This is a genomic window from Ditibartonella apis, assembly GCF_001952075.1.
In the GTDB taxonomy this organism is placed as follows: Bacteria; Pseudomonadota; Alphaproteobacteria; order Rhizobiales; family Rhizobiaceae; genus Bartonella; species Bartonella apis.
Window position 1 is genome coordinate 529,107 of record NZ_LXYU01000001.1, and the last position, 14,337, is coordinate 543,443.

Sequence of the window (14,337 nt, forward strand, 5' to 3'; positions counted from 1 at the left end):
ACTATAGATCACGCTAGATTGGCAGTTATGACAAAGACCCCACATTTGAAGCCAAATAAAAACGGTTCGATTGATTTTCCGGCAGCTATTGCGCCAAAAACTATTGCTATTGTCGGCTTTGACGATGCACAGTTGCTTGATATCACAGGGCCAATGCAGGTTTTTTCCAGCGCCAACGACCTTTATGAAGGTAGTGTGAAGCCTTATCGGCTTTTGACAATTGCCGAAAATGACAAGATCAGAACGACAAGCGGGCTGGAATTGGCAGTAGAACCTTTGTTCCGGGCTCCCGATCACCTCGATACGCTTATCATCAGCGGTGGCCCCGGCATCAACCGCTTTGCCGGAAACAAAGCCATGCTTCAATGGATTGATATGATGAACCGGAAAACGAGGCGCATTGCATCGGTCTGTAGTGGCTCTCTGGCTTTGGCGAAGCTCGGGTTGCTTGACGGGAAAAAAGCGGCAACGCATTGGAGCAGAATAAGCGAGTTCGAAAAAGATTGTCCGAATGTTTCATGGACGAATGATGCAATCTTTATTCGCAATGGCAAAATCTGGACATCTGCCGGTATCACGTCCGGTATAGATATGGCTTTGGCAATGGTAGAAGAAGACTTAGGCTTTGAAATTGCAAAATCCGTTGCTCGTGAACTTGTTGTCTATCTTCGTCGTCCGGGTGGACAAAGCCAGTTCAGCGAACTTCTTGATCTCTATTGCGAGGACGAACGATTCAATGCCCTCAATCAATGGATTATGGAAAATCTTTCCCGCCCCTTGTCGGTTGCCATGCTTGCCGAAAAATGTGGTATGAGTGAACGGAATTTTTCCCGCCTTTATACCCGTGATACCGGATCGTCACCGGGCAAAGCCATAGAGCTTTTACGACTTGAAGCCGCAAGACAATATCTTGAACAGAACTGGTCGATAAAAAAGATAGTTCGCCAATGTGGTTTCGGCAGCGAAGAAACGTTAAGACGCGTTTTTCAACGTCACCTTCATGTATCGCCGCAAAATTATCGTGACCGGTTTTCGAGACTGTCGGAGGAATGACAGTTTAATCGCCGGTCATCCCGTCTCGCCATAATTCATAAAAATGATGAACAGGCCCATGCCCGTGTCCGACTTCGAGTTTATTTGAAGCGGCAAGTGCACCGGTCAGATAGCGTTTTGCAAAACGTACCGCATCAACAAGTGGCGTTGTCGGTAATAAAGCGGCAATGGCTGCCGAAATTGTGCAACCGGTGCCATGGTCATTTTTCGTTGCAATGCGTGATGCTTCAAGTTCGATAACGCCGTGCCGGTCACAAAAAATATCAGGGCTCGTCGGGGTTTTGAGATGCCCACCTTTCAAGAGCACAGAACGACATTTGAGTTCAAGAATATCGGGTGCGCATTTGCGCATTTCTTCGAGTGACCATTCCGGTTTTGTTTTAAGAAGGACCCCTGCTTCCGGTAGATTGGGTGTGATAATGGCAGCCATTGGAACAAGCACATTGCGGATAATTTCTATGGCATCGTTTTCAAGCAATAAATCGCCGCTTTTGGCCACCATGACGGGATCAAGAACAATATTGCTTGCGCCATAATGGATAAGCTTATCGGCAATAACTTCAGCTATTGCAGCATTGGCCACCATGCCGATTTTCACCGCATCGACTTTGATGTCTTCAAAAACAGCATCAATCTGGTCGGCGACAAAATCGGCATCCATGGCTTTGAATGCCCGAACACCTTGCGTATTTTGTGCAACAACAGCTGTGACAACACTCATGGCATAAGTTTTCATAGCCGAAAAAGTTTTGATATCGGCATGCATTCCCGCACCTCCGGAAGGGTCGGTTCCGGCAATTGAAAGAATGCGGGGAATCACAGTTCCGTTTTTCTTAACTGGTGACGTCATTGCAGCGTTTTCCTGTCCAAGTATATCGGGGAACGTTCATACCTGTTCCCCAAAGGCCATCAAATTCATCAAATTTTTCGTCAAATTTCCAGATGGCAAGCCCGGAACCATATTTATCTTTCCATTCGACCGATCGTTCACGACCTTGCTTTTTTACAAGTTCTTCGACAGTTCCCTTGGTGACATTATCGCCATCGCGATAAGTCATGGTGCCGATTAAGCGGCCATCTTCAGTTTTGCCGAGCACAACTTCGGAACGGACAATATAACCGGCATTATAGACGAAACCGCAATAGCGACCTTCGGGTTCGGAGGACAGGGTTCCGGCAGAAGAAAAGACGAGCGAGCATGCCATCCATAAAGGGGCGAGCACGAAAACTATCAAGTGATTCTGTTTCACGAGAATATCCCCCCTTTTTCAAACTTTTAACGAAGCATAAACGAAAACAAAAAAATAGAAAATGGATAAAGATAACAACGTTTAAAAATGTGACAATCAACTGAAGGTTTATCACTTTTTCGGAGCTCACGGTCTTGTTGCTTAAATCTTGCCATAATTCGTGTAACGAGGGCACAGTATTTCGCTCGTGGAGGTATTTATGACACGAAAAAATTTGAACGCAACCAACCTGTCCATTACGAGGCGGGGCCTTCTTATTGGGGCAGCAGCATGTGCAGCTGCCGCATTATCGGCCCGTCACGTTATGGCACAGCCACAGGGGCCAGTTCCTTTGCAAAACTATCAGCGGTCTTTCTTCAACGCTGAAGAATGGGCTTTTGTGATGGCCGCTACTGCCCGAATTATCCCGTCAGACGGGAAAGGACCCGGTGCTTTGGAAGCACGTGTTCCGGTTTTCATTGACAAGCAAATGGCTGATCCCTGGGGGCAAGGGGACCACTGGTATAGACAGGCACCTTTCAATCGTGATGCGCCGCGTTACACAGGTTATCAGGCAGAACCTTCACCTGCCGAAGCCTATCGTATTGCTATTCCGAAGATCAACGAATGGTGCAAAGCACAGTATGGTGCAATTTTCGCAGAGCTTCCCGCTGAAAAACAGGATGAAGCTTTGAAACGTATCGAAAAGGATGAAGTCGAAATTGCTGAATTGCGTTCTGGCGATTTCTTCTCGTTCCTTGTGCAGAATACCAAGGAAGGTTATTTCGCCGATCCTCAATATGGTGGCAATTATGACATGGCTGCATGGGTTTACATCGGGTTCCCCGGTGCACGTGCAAGCTTCCTCGAATGGGTCGAAAAGGATAATGTTCCTTATAAACTCGGGCCCGTTTCACTCTCAGGTCAAAGGGCTTAAATCATGACACAAACAATGAAGAAGAAAGACGTTGTCATCATCGGCCTCGGATGGACCGGCGCAATCAGTGGCATCGAACTTGCAAAAGAAGGTTTGGAAATTGTCGCACTCGAACGTGGTGAAGACCGCGATACAGTTCCGAGTTTTGCTTATCCGAAGCCGGCTGATGAATTGAAATACGGTGTCCGTCTCGGTACCGCTGTTCGTCCGCGCGATCATACGGTAACGATTCGCAGAGGTCTTGACCAGGTTGCTCTCCCCTATCGCCAATTGGGTTCTTTTCTTCCCGGTATCGGCGTTGGTGGAGCCGGTATTCACTGGAACGGCATGACATGGCGTGCACAACCGGAAGAGCTCAGAGCCCGTTCCTATATCGAAGAAACTTTCGGCAATATCATTCCGGAAGATATGACAATTCAGGACTGGGGCGTAACCTATGACGAATTGGAAAAACATTTCGATATGTTTGAAAAGGTCGCAGGTGTTTCAGGTACTGCCGGCAATTTGAACGGCAAGATTCAGGAAGGTGGCGATCCTTTTGAAGGCCCGCGCAAGAACCCCTATCCTATGCCGGCTTTGCCCTATACTTATAATGGGCGGCTCTTTGCAGCAGCTGCAAAGAAAATCGGGCTTCACCCGTTCCCATGCCCGTCGGCTATTGCTTCCGAGGCTTATACAAACCCTTACGGTATGCAAATGGGGCCTTGTAACTATTGCGGTTTCTGCGAACGCTATGGCTGCCTCAATTATTCGAAAGCTTCACCACAAGTCAGCGTTCTGGCTGCCTTGAAGCGTTATAAGAATTTTGAATATCGGGTTAAATCGGAAGTTTTGCGTATTGAAAAATCCAAAGACGGCAAGACTGTAACCGGTGTTACCTATGTCAACGAAAAGAATGAAGAAATCTTCCAGCCGGCAGATCTCGTTATTCTTGGCGGTTTCATGATCAACAACGTTCACCTGTTGCTGCTTTCCGGTCTTGGTCAACCTTATGACCCGATTACCGGTGAAGGTGTTATCGGCCGTAACTACGCCTACCAGACTGCTATTGGCGGTGGCACATTGTTCTTCAAAGACAAAGTGTTCAATCCGTTTGTCGGTACCGGTTGTAACGGTTCTTATCTTGATGATTACAGTTTCAACCAGATTGATATGGCTAAAGAAGGCTTTATCGGTGGCAGCCGTATTTCGTCAGGCCAGACCAACGGCCAACCAATTCGCAATATGCCGTTACCGGGTGGCACACCGGCATGGGGTGCCGAATGGAAAAAGGCTGTTGGTGATTGGTATGGACATGCAATGTCGATCAGCCAGCACGGTTCGGTTATGTCCTATCGTGATGCCTATCTTGATCTTGATCCGACTTATAAAGATAAATTCGGCCGTCCGTTGATGCGTATGACGTTCAACTGGCACAATAATGAAATCAAGATGTCGCAATACATCACAGACAAGATCAACAAGATTGCCGATGCAATCGGTCCTGATAAATATCGTCAGAATCCGGCGATGAAAGAAGGCCAGCAATATGATACCCGCGTCTATCAAACAACCCACACTGTGGGTGGTGCGATTATGGGTACAGATCGCAAACGTTCGGCATTGAACCGTTATCTCCAACACTGGGATTACCACAATCTGTTTGTTCCGGGTGCCAATGCATTCCCGCAGAACATCCAGCATAATCCTACAGGAACGCTTGGTGCTTTGACCTATTGGATGCTTGAAAATATCAAATCCGATTACCTCAAAAACCCGCGGTCTTTGGCATAGGAGAAAAATCCGATGAAACGTTTAGTACAAATTATTATTGGATTGGTAATCCTTGCGATTATTGTCATTTTGGCAATCATGTTTGTGCCAATCAAACGAACCGGCCCGACAGAAGCTCTTTCTCCGGACTTCAAACCGGAACAGGGACGGGGCGAATATCTTGCCAGAATGGCCGATTGTGCAGCCTGCCATACCGCACCCGGTGGTCAACCTTATGCAGGTGGTCGTGAAGTCAAGAGCCCGTTCGGCATTATCTATTCATCCAACATCACGCCGGATGAAAACGGTATAAAGAATATGACACTTGACCAGTTCCGTGATGCTTTGCGTGACGGTATCGGCAAGAATGGCGAGCTTCTTTATCCGGCAATGCCTTACGAAAACTATCGCAAGATCAGCGAGCCCGACATTGTTGCGCTTTATGACTATTTCATGCACGAAGTGAAACCGGTTAGTGCCAAAGTCAAGGAAACCAATCTGTCATTTCCGTTCAACCAGCGTTGGGGAATCCGTCTTTGGAACCTCTTTGCCATTTCCGGCAAAGCTGGTTTCGAGCCGCGCTTCAACGATGCGAAACTTGATCGCGGTGCCTATCTAATCGAAAGCTTCGGCCACTGTGGTGCTTGCCACACGCCGCGCGATTTCATGTTCCGCCAATCGGGAACGAACAGCGATAGCAACAAATTCCTGACCGGTGAAACAATTGACGGCTTCTATGGGCCGAATTTGCGCAGCCCGAATTCGTCCGTTGCAAATTGGACGGCAGATGATTTGAAGGACTATTTGCAGACAGGTCGTAACAGCCATTCGGCTGTTGTCGGTCCGATGAAACTGGTTGTCGAAGAATCAATGCAATTTGCAACCGAAGACGATCTTGATTCAATCGTTGCATATCTTAAACATATTGCACTTCCTGGTGACGCACCAAAACAGGTACGTGATCCGAAAAAGACAACAGATATGCTCACTGAAGCAAAACCGGATATGGCCCTTGGTGCCCGCCTTTACATGGATAACTGCAATGCTTGTCACTTTGTAAATGGTAAAGGTGCGAAAGGCGTCTTCCCGGAGCTTGATGGTGCAAAAATCGTCAATGCGAAGGATGCAGGCGGGTTGCTACGCGTTATCGTTAATGGTTCGCGTATGCCATCGACCGAAAAACGCCCCGCAGATCTTGCAATGCCGGGCTTTGGCTGGCGTATGAATGACGACGAAGTTGCAGCACTTGCCAATTTCTTGCGGTCGAGCTGGACCAATGATGCTCCGGCAGTTACTGCTGCAGATGTCGCAAAGGTTCGCACGAAATAATAAAGTGTGAAAATTACAAACAAATTTGAAAACGGCCTACGGGCCGTTTTTTATTAAGGTGTTTTCTCGAAACATTTTGCTTTATAAGCAGAATTGATTTGAATAGCTTGAAATGGAAACATTATGGTTCTTGCAATCCGGTCAATCCTGTTTACGGCAGCGTTCTATCTGACAACTTTTGTCCAGATGATTCTTTATGCGCCGTTCTATTTTTTTCTTCCGCGCAAAAAAGCATGGATTGTTCCCAAAACATGGGCGCGGGTAAATTTATTTCTGCAAAAACATATAGCTGGAACCGACTTTGAAATCGAAGGGCTCGAGAACTTGCCAAAGGGTGCCTATATCATTGCGCCAAAACACCAATCGGCATGGGAAACGTTCGGTCTTGTTCCTTTTCTTGACGACCCCTCGCTTATTATGAAGCGCGAATTGACGTGGATACCGATTTTTGGCTGGTACATGTTGAAAACCGGCATTATTCCCATTGACCGCGGCTCGCCTTTGAAAGCCATGAAGGTAGTTTTGAACGGCGCCAAAGAAAAAGCGGCAGAAGGTCGCCAGATTCTGATTTTTCCGGAAGGTACGCGCCGTCAACCGGGGGCTGAACCCGCCTATAAACCGGGCATCGTTGCCATTTATAATGAACTCGGTTTGCCGGTTGTGCCCATTGCCCACAATGCAGGGCTTTATTGGCCACGTGGCAATTTTCGCCGTTATCCGGGTAAAATTCGTGTCCGCGTGTTGCCACCTATTGAAGCGCACCTCAATAAACGCGAATTTTTACCACGCCTGATAAAAGATACAGAAAGTGCTTGTGACGAACTGCTTTTAGAGGCTGCGCGTGATCCGAATCCTCCTGCTATGCCTCCGACAGCAGTTAAAAGACTGAAAGAACTGGGGCTTGATTGGAAAGGACCAACCCGCGACTAGACGACTTAGCATATCCGGTGGGTATATCCGGTGGTTCCGGCTCAATCAGCCGGAAAAATCCTCAATAATCGGGAATTCAATTGCAATGATTGAGCTTAAAAATGTTTGTGTCGAGGCGGGCGGCCACAAGATACTCGATAATTTGAATTTGAAACTAGCCGAGAAGCGGATTGCTATTATTGGTGCCAATGGTTCGGGTAAAAGTACCTTTTTGCGATTGCTCAACGGTTTGCGATTGCCAACATCGGGAGAAGTGCTGGTCGATTCACTCGATAGCCGCAAATATGGCAAAGACATCCGTCGCAAAGTGGGTTTTGTCTTTCAAAATCCGGATAACCAGATTGTCATGCCGGTGGTTGAGGAAGATCTTGCTTTCGGCTTGAAGAATATCGGTGTTGAAAAAGCCGAAATTTCAAGACGGATTGATTATGTGCTTGACCGTTTCAACCTTCAGGCGGCGAGGTTGCAATCTGTCCAAAGTTTGAGTGGTGGCCAAAGGCAGCTTGTTGCACTTTGCGGTGTGATTGTCATGGAGCCGGAAGTCATTATTTTTGATGAGCCCACCACGCAGCTTGACCTTTCCAACAAGCGCAAAATGACAGAAACAATTTTTGGCCTTTTCCAGCAGGTCATTGTCGTCTCTCACGATCTTGACATGCTCAAAAATTTTGATCGGGTCATTGTCATTGATCATGGTAAAGTCGTTTACGACGATATACCGGAAAAATCGATCAGCTATTATGTGGAGAAGATGGCATGACCGATCCGAGCTACGGGACAACATTTATTCATCGGCTTCCGGCAGGATTGAAACTTTTTGTTGTTTTTTTCGTAAGCATCGGGCTTTTTTATTTTGCATCGCTTCCACTGGCGATTGTTTCTCTCGTTATCGTCTGGTGTCTTTTTTTTCTTGCCGGCTTTTCATTTTTTAAACCCGTTTTCGAACTTAAGAAAATTTCGTGGCTTCTAGTAGCTTTATTCATCATCCAGTATTTTTCGGATAACTTTGAAAGTGCTCTGCTTATAGTCATAAGGTTATCAAGTCTTCTTCTTCTTGCAACGCTGGTAACCTTGACGACGCCATTTTCCAAAATGATGGCCTGTTTTGAAAGACTGTTTTCATTTACGCGGCTTTTTGGCGTAAATCCCGCAAAAATATCGCTCGGGCTATCACTGACTTTGCGGTTTATTGCGATCTTTTCCGATATTACTAAAGACGTGCGCGAGGCACAAAAAGCACGGGGATTGGAAAACAGTGTATTTGCTGTCATTATGCCGGTTCTGATAAGAAGTCTTAAAGTTCAGGCTGATGTGGCAGCCGCAATCGAGGCGCGTTGTTTCGATGAAGATGTGAACAATAAAAACGGGAAAAATTAAGCGGGGGAGAGAATGTCTATTCGTGATATTGTAGCGGTTGCTCTTTTTGCGGCCTTTATAGCTGTTTTGGGATTATTTCCGGCCATACCTGTGCCCGTCATACCGGTACCCATTACTGCCCAGCTTTTAGGAATTATTCTTTCCGGTGCAATTCTGGGTGCTAAAAAAGGTTTTGCCGCCTGTCTTCTGTTCCTGATACTGGTTGCAGCGGGATTGCCACTTTTATCCGGCGGGCGTGGCGGTATATCGGTATTTTTTGCGCCCACAAGCGGCTATCTCATCAGTTTTCCTTTTACAGCAGCCTTTATCGGCTATTTCTTTCATGTCTTTCGCAAACAACTGACACCTGCCAAACAGATATTGATTATGATGGCGGGCGTTTTTTGTATCGATCATTTGTTTGGCATTGTCTGGCTCGCTTTGATGAGCGGTCTTGATTTTTCAAAAGCTTTTATAGGTGATCTTATTTTTATTCCCGGAGATATGGTAAAAATTGTTCTTGCCTATTTGATTGCGAGCAGGCTACGCAAAGCTTTGCCGGATTTGATGGACGGAAATAGATAAAACAATGTAGAATAACAAAAAGCGAGCATAACGCCCGCTTTTTAACGAAAATTAATTTTTGATCCTTATTTGATAACCATAACCGGACGTTCACTCATTGCCAGAACTTCCGAAGCCTGACTGCCAAGAATGAGCCGGTTAACGCCCCGACGACCATGCGAGGCAATAATAATAAGGTCGGCATTATGCTCGTTTGCCGCATCGACAATGCCGGCAGCAGCAAGCTGGTTTTCCGCATGAACGCCTTTTGCTTTAACACCCTGTTTTTCAGCTTTGTTAAGTGCACCCTCTAGAATCTTGCGTGCGCCGTCATCCATTTCTTTGCGGAATTCATCGAAAGCTCCGGGGCTTGAAGCCCATTCGGCACCCACAACAATGCCGTAAGACGGCATCAGGCTTGTGACGGTAACAACGAAAAGCTCGCCACCCGTCTTTTTTGCAAGTTCGACAGCTGCATCAACGCCACGGCCAGCAAGCTCGGAACCGTCCGTTGCTACAAGAATACGTTCATACATATTTGTTTCCTTCCCTCTTCAACGCGGACTTATGCCCTAATATGCAAATAAGAACTATCTCGCTCCGCTTCAATATTTTTAGAGCCAAACTTTTCCAAAGTATACTATATTTTGTCAGTCTATTGTACTCCAATTGTAGAAACCGGTTTATTCACAGGCAAATGACTGGTTACCGCCTGTCCGAAAGGGAAAAAATCCTATCAACTTCTGTGTTATCGGCCATATTTTTATGCGATTTTGAATTTTATGAGCTATAGAGTTAATAAGCACTATCGGTAAAGAAAAAGCTTTCATTCTTCTCCGGTAAGAGACCGGTTCGAAGAGAACCGGAAATGATAAAGATACGTCCAATTTGGATCACATGATATGCGTAAGATAACGGGTGTCATTGCCCTTTTTTTATTGTTTTTTATGAGTCTGGCTGTGGCAAGAGCCAACCCATATCTATCCGTCGATGTCGCAACCGGCCGTATTCTTGCCCATAACGATGCATTCGACCGATGGTATCCGGCCTCATTAACAAAAATGATGACAGCCTACGTTACTTTTCGCGCTCTCCATAATGGAGAGGTGACGCCACAAACAAGGGTAACCGTGAGTGCTGCTGCAGCAAAACTTCCGCCTAGTCATTCAGGGTATAAACCGGGTTCCGTTCTTGATCTTGATACAGCATTGTCGATCACTTTGGTAAAATCCACCAATGATCTTGCAACAGCAATTGCCGAAACCGTTGGTGGCTCGGAGCCAGCTTTCGTTGTTCGTATGAATGAAGAGGCACAGCGCCTTGGCATGTTCGGAACACATTTTGCCAATGCCAATGGCCTTCCTAATCCCGACAATTATTCGACAGCCCGCGACCTTGCCGTTCTGGCAGTACAGATCCGTCGGGAATTTCCGCAATATGCCCATTATTTTTCAATTCCTGCAATCGATTTCGGGGGAGGGCGCAAAGTCGAACAGAATTCGAATAATCTGATAGGGCGTTTTTCCGGTGCTGACGGCATGAAAACCGGTTTTATCTGTGCATCAGGATTTAATCTTGTTGCATCGGCGACCCGCAACAAGCGCACGATTATAGCCGTTGTTCTTGGTGCTGATCGTATTGATCAACGTGAAGCTTTGGCAGCCAAACTGTTAAATGATGGTTTTTCCAATCAGGGCTCATCACAGACAACTCTTGCAACGTTGCAGCCTTACGGAACAAAACTCACACAGGTAAGCGATATCAAGGACAGAATATGCAATGACGATGCCTGGAAAGCACGTATGCAACATCGTGATGAAAAAGGGAAAGTCATTTTTGATTCACCTTATATTTCTGCGCGGCCACTTGATGTAACGCCGTTGCAAGTGCGGCTGATTTCGGCTCCGGCTGCTGTTAAACCGGGTGAAATACCGGCGTGGAAAATTCCGGTTCCGACACCTCGTCCACAGACAATGGATGCACAATGACTGATTTTAAAAACCGTATAGCTGTTACAATTTTTACCGGTTTTCTGGGATCGGGCAAAACCACCTTGCTTAATTGGGTTCTAAAAGACCCGCTGCTTGCCGATACAGCTGTTATTGTCAACGAATTCGGTGAGGTAGGAATCGATAATCTTCTCGTTGAACAAGCTGATGATGGCGTTATCGAATTATCCAATGGCTGCCTTTGCTGTACAATGCGCGGTCAGCTTGTCGATAGCCTTGCAAGTCTTGTCGACAGGCTGCAAACGGGCCGTATCAAACGCTTGAATCATGTGGTTATTGAAACCACCGGTCTTGCCGATCCGGCACCTATTCTGCAAGCTCTGCTAGGCCATCCGGCAATGGTTCAATCTTTTGTCATAGACGGGGTTATTACCACTGTTGATGCGATAAACGGATTGGAAACTCTGGCAAGGCATAAAGAGGCACGAAATCAGGTTGCATTTGCCGATCGGATTGTTCTTACCAAAACCGATCTTGTTGCTGATAAAAAAACTCTTGAACCATTGATGAGCGAGCTTGGCAAACTTAATTCCACAGCCGAAATTCTTTATTCCGATGCTGCCCATTGTCCGCCATCGGCACTCGTCAATATCGGTGTTTTCGATTTGAATAAAAAAGCGCCGGATATCAAAAACTGGCTCGGTCAAGAAGAACACGAGCATCATCATCACCATCATGATGTCAATCGGCATTCCGACACGATTCATGCTTTTTCTCTCACCCATGACAGGCCTGTTCCCTATTTTGCGCTGGAAGCTTTTATAGACCTTTTGCGAGCCAATCATGGGGCACAAATGTTGCGCATGAAGGGGATTGTCGAACTTGAGGAAGATCCGTCACGTCCGGTTGTCATCCACGGTGTCCAGACATTGTTTCATCCTCCGGTCCGGCTGTCCGGATGGCCGAATGACCGTCATGAAACCCGCCTTGTTATGATTACCGACGGGATAGATGAAACGACAGTGCGTGAAATGTTCGATGCTTTTTTGGGAAAACCTGTACTCGATAAGGCTGATCGGGCAGCAATGATAGATAACCCGCTCGCAATACCGGGGTTGAAATTCTAGTTTAACAGTTTTTTCGCCCCCGAAGATTTCTGGTTTCGTTTAGCCGGTTCGCCGGTTTTTGCTATCTATTTTTTTATGTTGTTTGTCATGATACGGGACTGTGAGTGGGAACCCTCGGGGAGAAGATAATAATGTAAAATAGCGCGGTTCATGTTGTTATAGACGTTGTAAGTTTTTGACAGGAAACTTCAAGCAAGCAAAACATTGCTGGTTCCGAAGAGATTTTGCGTGAAGTAAAGAGCTTGAAAAGCAAGGGAAAGTGCCTGCAATTCCGGTAAAAAGCGGAAAAGCACGTTCCCGCGCATAACCGGAAATATTTTTCTGGCCAAATGCAAAAAAAATTATCCACCGCTTGCTAAATCCGGATTTCAGCAAGGCTATCGAAATGACCGGAAGCACATGCCCTTAGACAAGGGGCAAGGAAATTTGTTTTTTATTCTTTTGAATAGGTGTCATTTTTTCAGGATTTTCCGTGTGGTATGATGGCAAGGTGATGAATGCCGTTTTCGAGGCTTTTTTCAAAGCCGTAATGATACTGGCGGCAATAATTGGCAATATCCAAAGGTGCCAACGGGTCATCGCTCAATATAACAAGCGTCACACCCTCCGGCAGTGTGGTGCGCTTTTTTCTTGTCTTTAAAAGAACAAGCGGGCATTTGAGCCCGCGCAAGTCATATGTGAAACTTTTTTCAACCACCGAATAATTTCCAGAACGGTTTCTTGGTCGGTGTCTCACTTGCCGCGGGAGTAACCGGAGCACCGGAATTTTGTGCTTCTTCTTCGGCAAGCGATTGGCCACCGGTTTCCGGTTTCGGAGTCGGCACTACAGTGCTTGCCGATTTCCCGGTCGGGTTGGTAGCCTTGGATGCAACTGCGTTTGCAGGTGCTATATCCGGCGCGTTGGGGGTTTCTTTCGATGCCGGCGTTAATGACGGCGGTTCACGCGAAACCTGTACCCCCGAAGCACGTTTACGGCTCCAATCGGCAACGAGAGATGCTTCCTCTACCCCTTGGATTGTTGGAGCCGGTGCTTTCATTTTCTTTTCACGGGCTGAAGAAAATGCATCGTCATATTTCTTTTGGTATGACGCAAAAGCTGTTTCTAATGATGAATCTGGAATTGCAGCAGGACATACGCCAGCCGGTGTCAAAGCCTTACCGTCGGTATTGCGATTGAAAACATAGCGTTTTTCACAAACGTCGACCTTTGGCGGGCGTTTTGTTACTTCAAAAATGTCATAGCCTTCTTTGAGCATTGTCCAGAATTTATAATTCGGGTCATTGCGATAACGAGCCATATTTTCGGCTGTCATGCGGAACGGAAAAGCTTCTAACTGGAATTCGCGTTGCCCACCTTTGAAAGAGTCGCGCCCGAAAGCGTAGATCTGTGCAATGTTTTCGTCGCTCATCGAATAGCAGCCGGATGAGGAACAGGCCCCGTGCACCATCAGATGTTGGCCGGTGCGCCCGTTGACCTGATCGTAAGCATTAGGAAAGCCGATATTGAAAGCGAGATAATAGTTTGAATTCGGATTCATCTGGCTTGGACGGATTGTATAGAAGCCCTCCGGTGCCTGCCTGTCGCCTTCCATATATTTGGGTCCGAGTTTTCCCGACCATTTACATATGTTATAAGTAGAAATCAGGTCATATTTTCCGGTTCGTGTCTGCTTCCAAATCTCGACGACACTTTCTTCCTTGAAAACCCGCACAACGATAGGCGAATATTTTTCCATATTCTTGGCGGCCATCTTGTCTTGGAGCTTTTTAGGCAATTCCTGGGTAGCTTTGCCGATTTGCGGCAAATTGGATGACTGCTGGCAACCACTCAAAAAAGTCGCAGTCAGAAAGAAAGAAGCAAGAAGTGCGGTTCCAAATTTCATTCACAAAGCTCCGGATGAGCAGGTTCACGAAGGTTAAAGTTTTGTCAAGTGACGGGATTTCGTCAGTTGAAAAGTTGAACTTGAACCAATTCTATTTACCATACCATAATAGCAAAAAAATTAAACTTCCCCTAAAAAGGTGCGGTTCACCTGAGTCAAAAATGGTTGAAACGATTTTTTTCCATTAACCATCTCCGCTTGGCAGTTCTCCTGCAGATTTCCATCGGC

15 protein-coding genes are annotated in these 14,337 nt (G+C 46.5%); 10 read left to right on the forward strand and 5 right to left on the reverse strand.

The features are described from left to right. Positions 1-102: 102 nt before the first annotated feature. Positions 103-1,053: a GlxA family transcriptional regulator gene (locus tag PEB0122_RS02325; RefSeq protein ID WP_075915705.1), complete on the forward strand. Its 951-nt coding sequence runs from the start codon at positions 103-105 to the stop codon at positions 1,051-1,053. A 4-nt stretch (positions 1,054-1,057) separates the two neighbouring features. Here PEB0122_RS02325 and thiD read toward each other — a convergent pair whose 3' ends face one another. Both thiD and PEB0122_RS02335 read right to left on the reverse strand, forming a co-directional pair. Then, the gene (gene thiD / locus PEB0122_RS02330) at positions 1,058-1,903 is read right to left on the reverse strand and encodes a bifunctional hydroxymethylpyrimidine kinase/phosphomethylpyrimidine kinase (RefSeq protein ID WP_075915392.1); all 846 of its coding nucleotides are present in this window, start codon (positions 1,901-1,903) and stop codon (positions 1,058-1,060) included. Further along, on the reverse strand, positions 1,887-2,303 hold the full coding sequence (locus PEB0122_RS02335; protein WP_143238487.1) for a hypothetical protein: 417 nt from the start codon (positions 2,301-2,303) through the stop codon (positions 1,887-1,889). The genes thiD and PEB0122_RS02335 overlap by 17 nt, the downstream gene beginning before the upstream one ends. Positions 2,304-2,502: 199 nt before the next feature. Between PEB0122_RS02335 and PEB0122_RS02340 the strand changes: the two genes are divergently transcribed. From PEB0122_RS02340 to PEB0122_RS02370, 7 genes are all read left to right on the forward strand, one after another. Next, positions 2,503-3,219, forward strand: a complete 717-nt coding sequence (locus PEB0122_RS02340) for a gluconate 2-dehydrogenase subunit 3 family protein (RefSeq protein ID WP_075869444.1) — start codon at positions 2,503-2,505, stop codon at positions 3,217-3,219. A 3-nt stretch (positions 3,220-3,222) separates the two neighbouring features. Next, complete coding sequence (locus PEB0122_RS02345; RefSeq protein WP_075915393.1) at positions 3,223-4,992, forward strand: GMC family oxidoreductase; 1,770 nt, start codon at positions 3,223-3,225, stop codon at positions 4,990-4,992. 12 nt (positions 4,993-5,004) lie between these two features. Continuing rightward, positions 5,005-6,300 (forward strand): c-type cytochrome, encoded by a 1,296-nt coding sequence (locus PEB0122_RS02350; protein ID WP_075869442.1) that lies wholly within the window; start codon positions 5,005-5,007, stop codon positions 6,298-6,300. A gap of 123 nt (positions 6,301-6,423) precedes the next feature. Then, a complete protein-coding gene (locus tag PEB0122_RS02355; protein ID WP_075915394.1) occupies positions 6,424-7,230 on the forward strand; it encodes a lysophospholipid acyltransferase family protein in 807 nt (268 codons plus the stop codon). A gap of 79 nt (positions 7,231-7,309) precedes the next feature. Beyond that, entirely contained in the window at positions 7,310-7,990 is a 681-nt protein-coding gene (locus PEB0122_RS02360) for an energy-coupling factor ABC transporter ATP-binding protein (protein WP_404801499.1), read from the forward strand. Continuing rightward, on the forward strand, positions 7,987-8,607 hold the full coding sequence (locus tag PEB0122_RS02365) for an energy-coupling factor transporter transmembrane component T family protein (RefSeq protein ID WP_075869439.1): 621 nt from the start codon (positions 7,987-7,989) through the stop codon (positions 8,605-8,607). Before PEB0122_RS02360 ends, PEB0122_RS02365 begins: the two co-directional genes overlap by 4 nt. 12 nt (positions 8,608-8,619) lie before the next feature. Beyond that, positions 8,620-9,171 carry a biotin transporter BioY gene (locus tag PEB0122_RS02370; protein WP_075915395.1) on the forward strand — a complete coding sequence of 184 codons (552 nt, stop codon included), beginning with the start codon at positions 8,620-8,622 and terminating at the stop codon, positions 9,169-9,171. A gap of 65 nt (positions 9,172-9,236) precedes the next feature. Here PEB0122_RS02370 and PEB0122_RS02375 read toward each other — a convergent pair whose 3' ends face one another. Then, on the reverse strand, positions 9,237-9,686 hold the full coding sequence (locus PEB0122_RS02375) for a universal stress protein (RefSeq protein WP_075869437.1): 450 nt from the start codon (positions 9,684-9,686) through the stop codon (positions 9,237-9,239). A gap of 366 nt (positions 9,687-10,052) precedes the next feature. Here PEB0122_RS02375 and PEB0122_RS02380 point away from each other — a divergent pair, with 366 nt between their 5' ends. Next, entirely contained in the window at positions 10,053-11,138 is a 1,086-nt protein-coding gene (locus PEB0122_RS02380) for a D-alanyl-D-alanine carboxypeptidase family protein (protein WP_075915396.1), read from the forward strand. Next, the gene (locus PEB0122_RS02385) at positions 11,135-12,226 is read left to right on the forward strand and encodes a CobW family GTP-binding protein (protein WP_075915397.1); all 1,092 of its coding nucleotides are present in this window, start codon (positions 11,135-11,137) and stop codon (positions 12,224-12,226) included. The genes PEB0122_RS02380 and PEB0122_RS02385 overlap by 4 nt, the downstream gene beginning before the upstream one ends. A 460-nt stretch (positions 12,227-12,686) precedes the next feature. On the opposite strand, the gene PEB0122_RS02390 is transcribed toward PEB0122_RS02385, so the two are convergent. Together PEB0122_RS02390 and PEB0122_RS02395 are read right to left on the reverse strand one after the other, a co-directional pair. Continuing rightward, positions 12,687-12,923, reverse strand: coding sequence for a sulfurtransferase TusA family protein (locus tag PEB0122_RS02390; RefSeq protein WP_075913809.1), 237 nt, complete (start codon positions 12,921-12,923; stop codon positions 12,687-12,689). Next, positions 12,916-14,109, reverse strand: a complete 1,194-nt coding sequence (locus PEB0122_RS02395) for a L,D-transpeptidase family protein (protein ID WP_075869433.1) — start codon at positions 14,107-14,109, stop codon at positions 12,916-12,918. The genes PEB0122_RS02390 and PEB0122_RS02395 overlap by 8 nt, the downstream gene beginning before the upstream one ends. Positions 14,110-14,337 lie beyond the last annotated feature (228 nt).

Excerpts from the sequence above, each read along its gene's own strand:
- PEB0122_RS02355 (WP_075915394.1), top strand. The coding sequence starts at position 6,424 with ATGGTTCTTGCAATCCGGTCAATCCTGTTTACGGCAGCGTTCTATCTG.
- PEB0122_RS02395 (WP_075869433.1), bottom strand. The coding sequence starts at position 14,109 with ATGAAATTTGGAACCGCACTTCTTGCTTCTTTCTTTCTGACTGCGACT.
- thiD (WP_075915392.1), bottom strand. The coding sequence starts at position 1,903 with ATGACGTCACCAGTTAAGAAAAACGGAACTGTGATTCCCCGCATTCTT.
- PEB0122_RS02365 (WP_075869439.1), top strand. The coding sequence starts at position 7,987 with ATGACCGATCCGAGCTACGGGACAACATTTATTCATCGGCTTCCGGCA.
- PEB0122_RS02345 (WP_075915393.1), top strand. The coding sequence starts at position 3,223 with ATGACACAAACAATGAAGAAGAAAGACGTTGTCATCATCGGCCTCGGA.
- PEB0122_RS02380 (WP_075915396.1), top strand. The coding sequence starts at position 10,053 with ATGCGTAAGATAACGGGTGTCATTGCCCTTTTTTTATTGTTTTTTATG.
- PEB0122_RS02340 (WP_075869444.1), top strand. The coding sequence starts at position 2,503 with ATGACACGAAAAAATTTGAACGCAACCAACCTGTCCATTACGAGGCGG.
- PEB0122_RS02370 (WP_075915395.1), top strand. The coding sequence starts at position 8,620 with ATGTCTATTCGTGATATTGTAGCGGTTGCTCTTTTTGCGGCCTTTATA.
- PEB0122_RS02385 (WP_075915397.1), top strand. The coding sequence starts at position 11,135 with ATGACTGATTTTAAAAACCGTATAGCTGTTACAATTTTTACCGGTTTT.
- PEB0122_RS02375 (WP_075869437.1), bottom strand. The coding sequence starts at position 9,686 with ATGTATGAACGTATTCTTGTAGCAACGGACGGTTCCGAGCTTGCTGGC.
- PEB0122_RS02350 (WP_075869442.1), top strand. The coding sequence starts at position 5,005 with ATGAAACGTTTAGTACAAATTATTATTGGATTGGTAATCCTTGCGATT.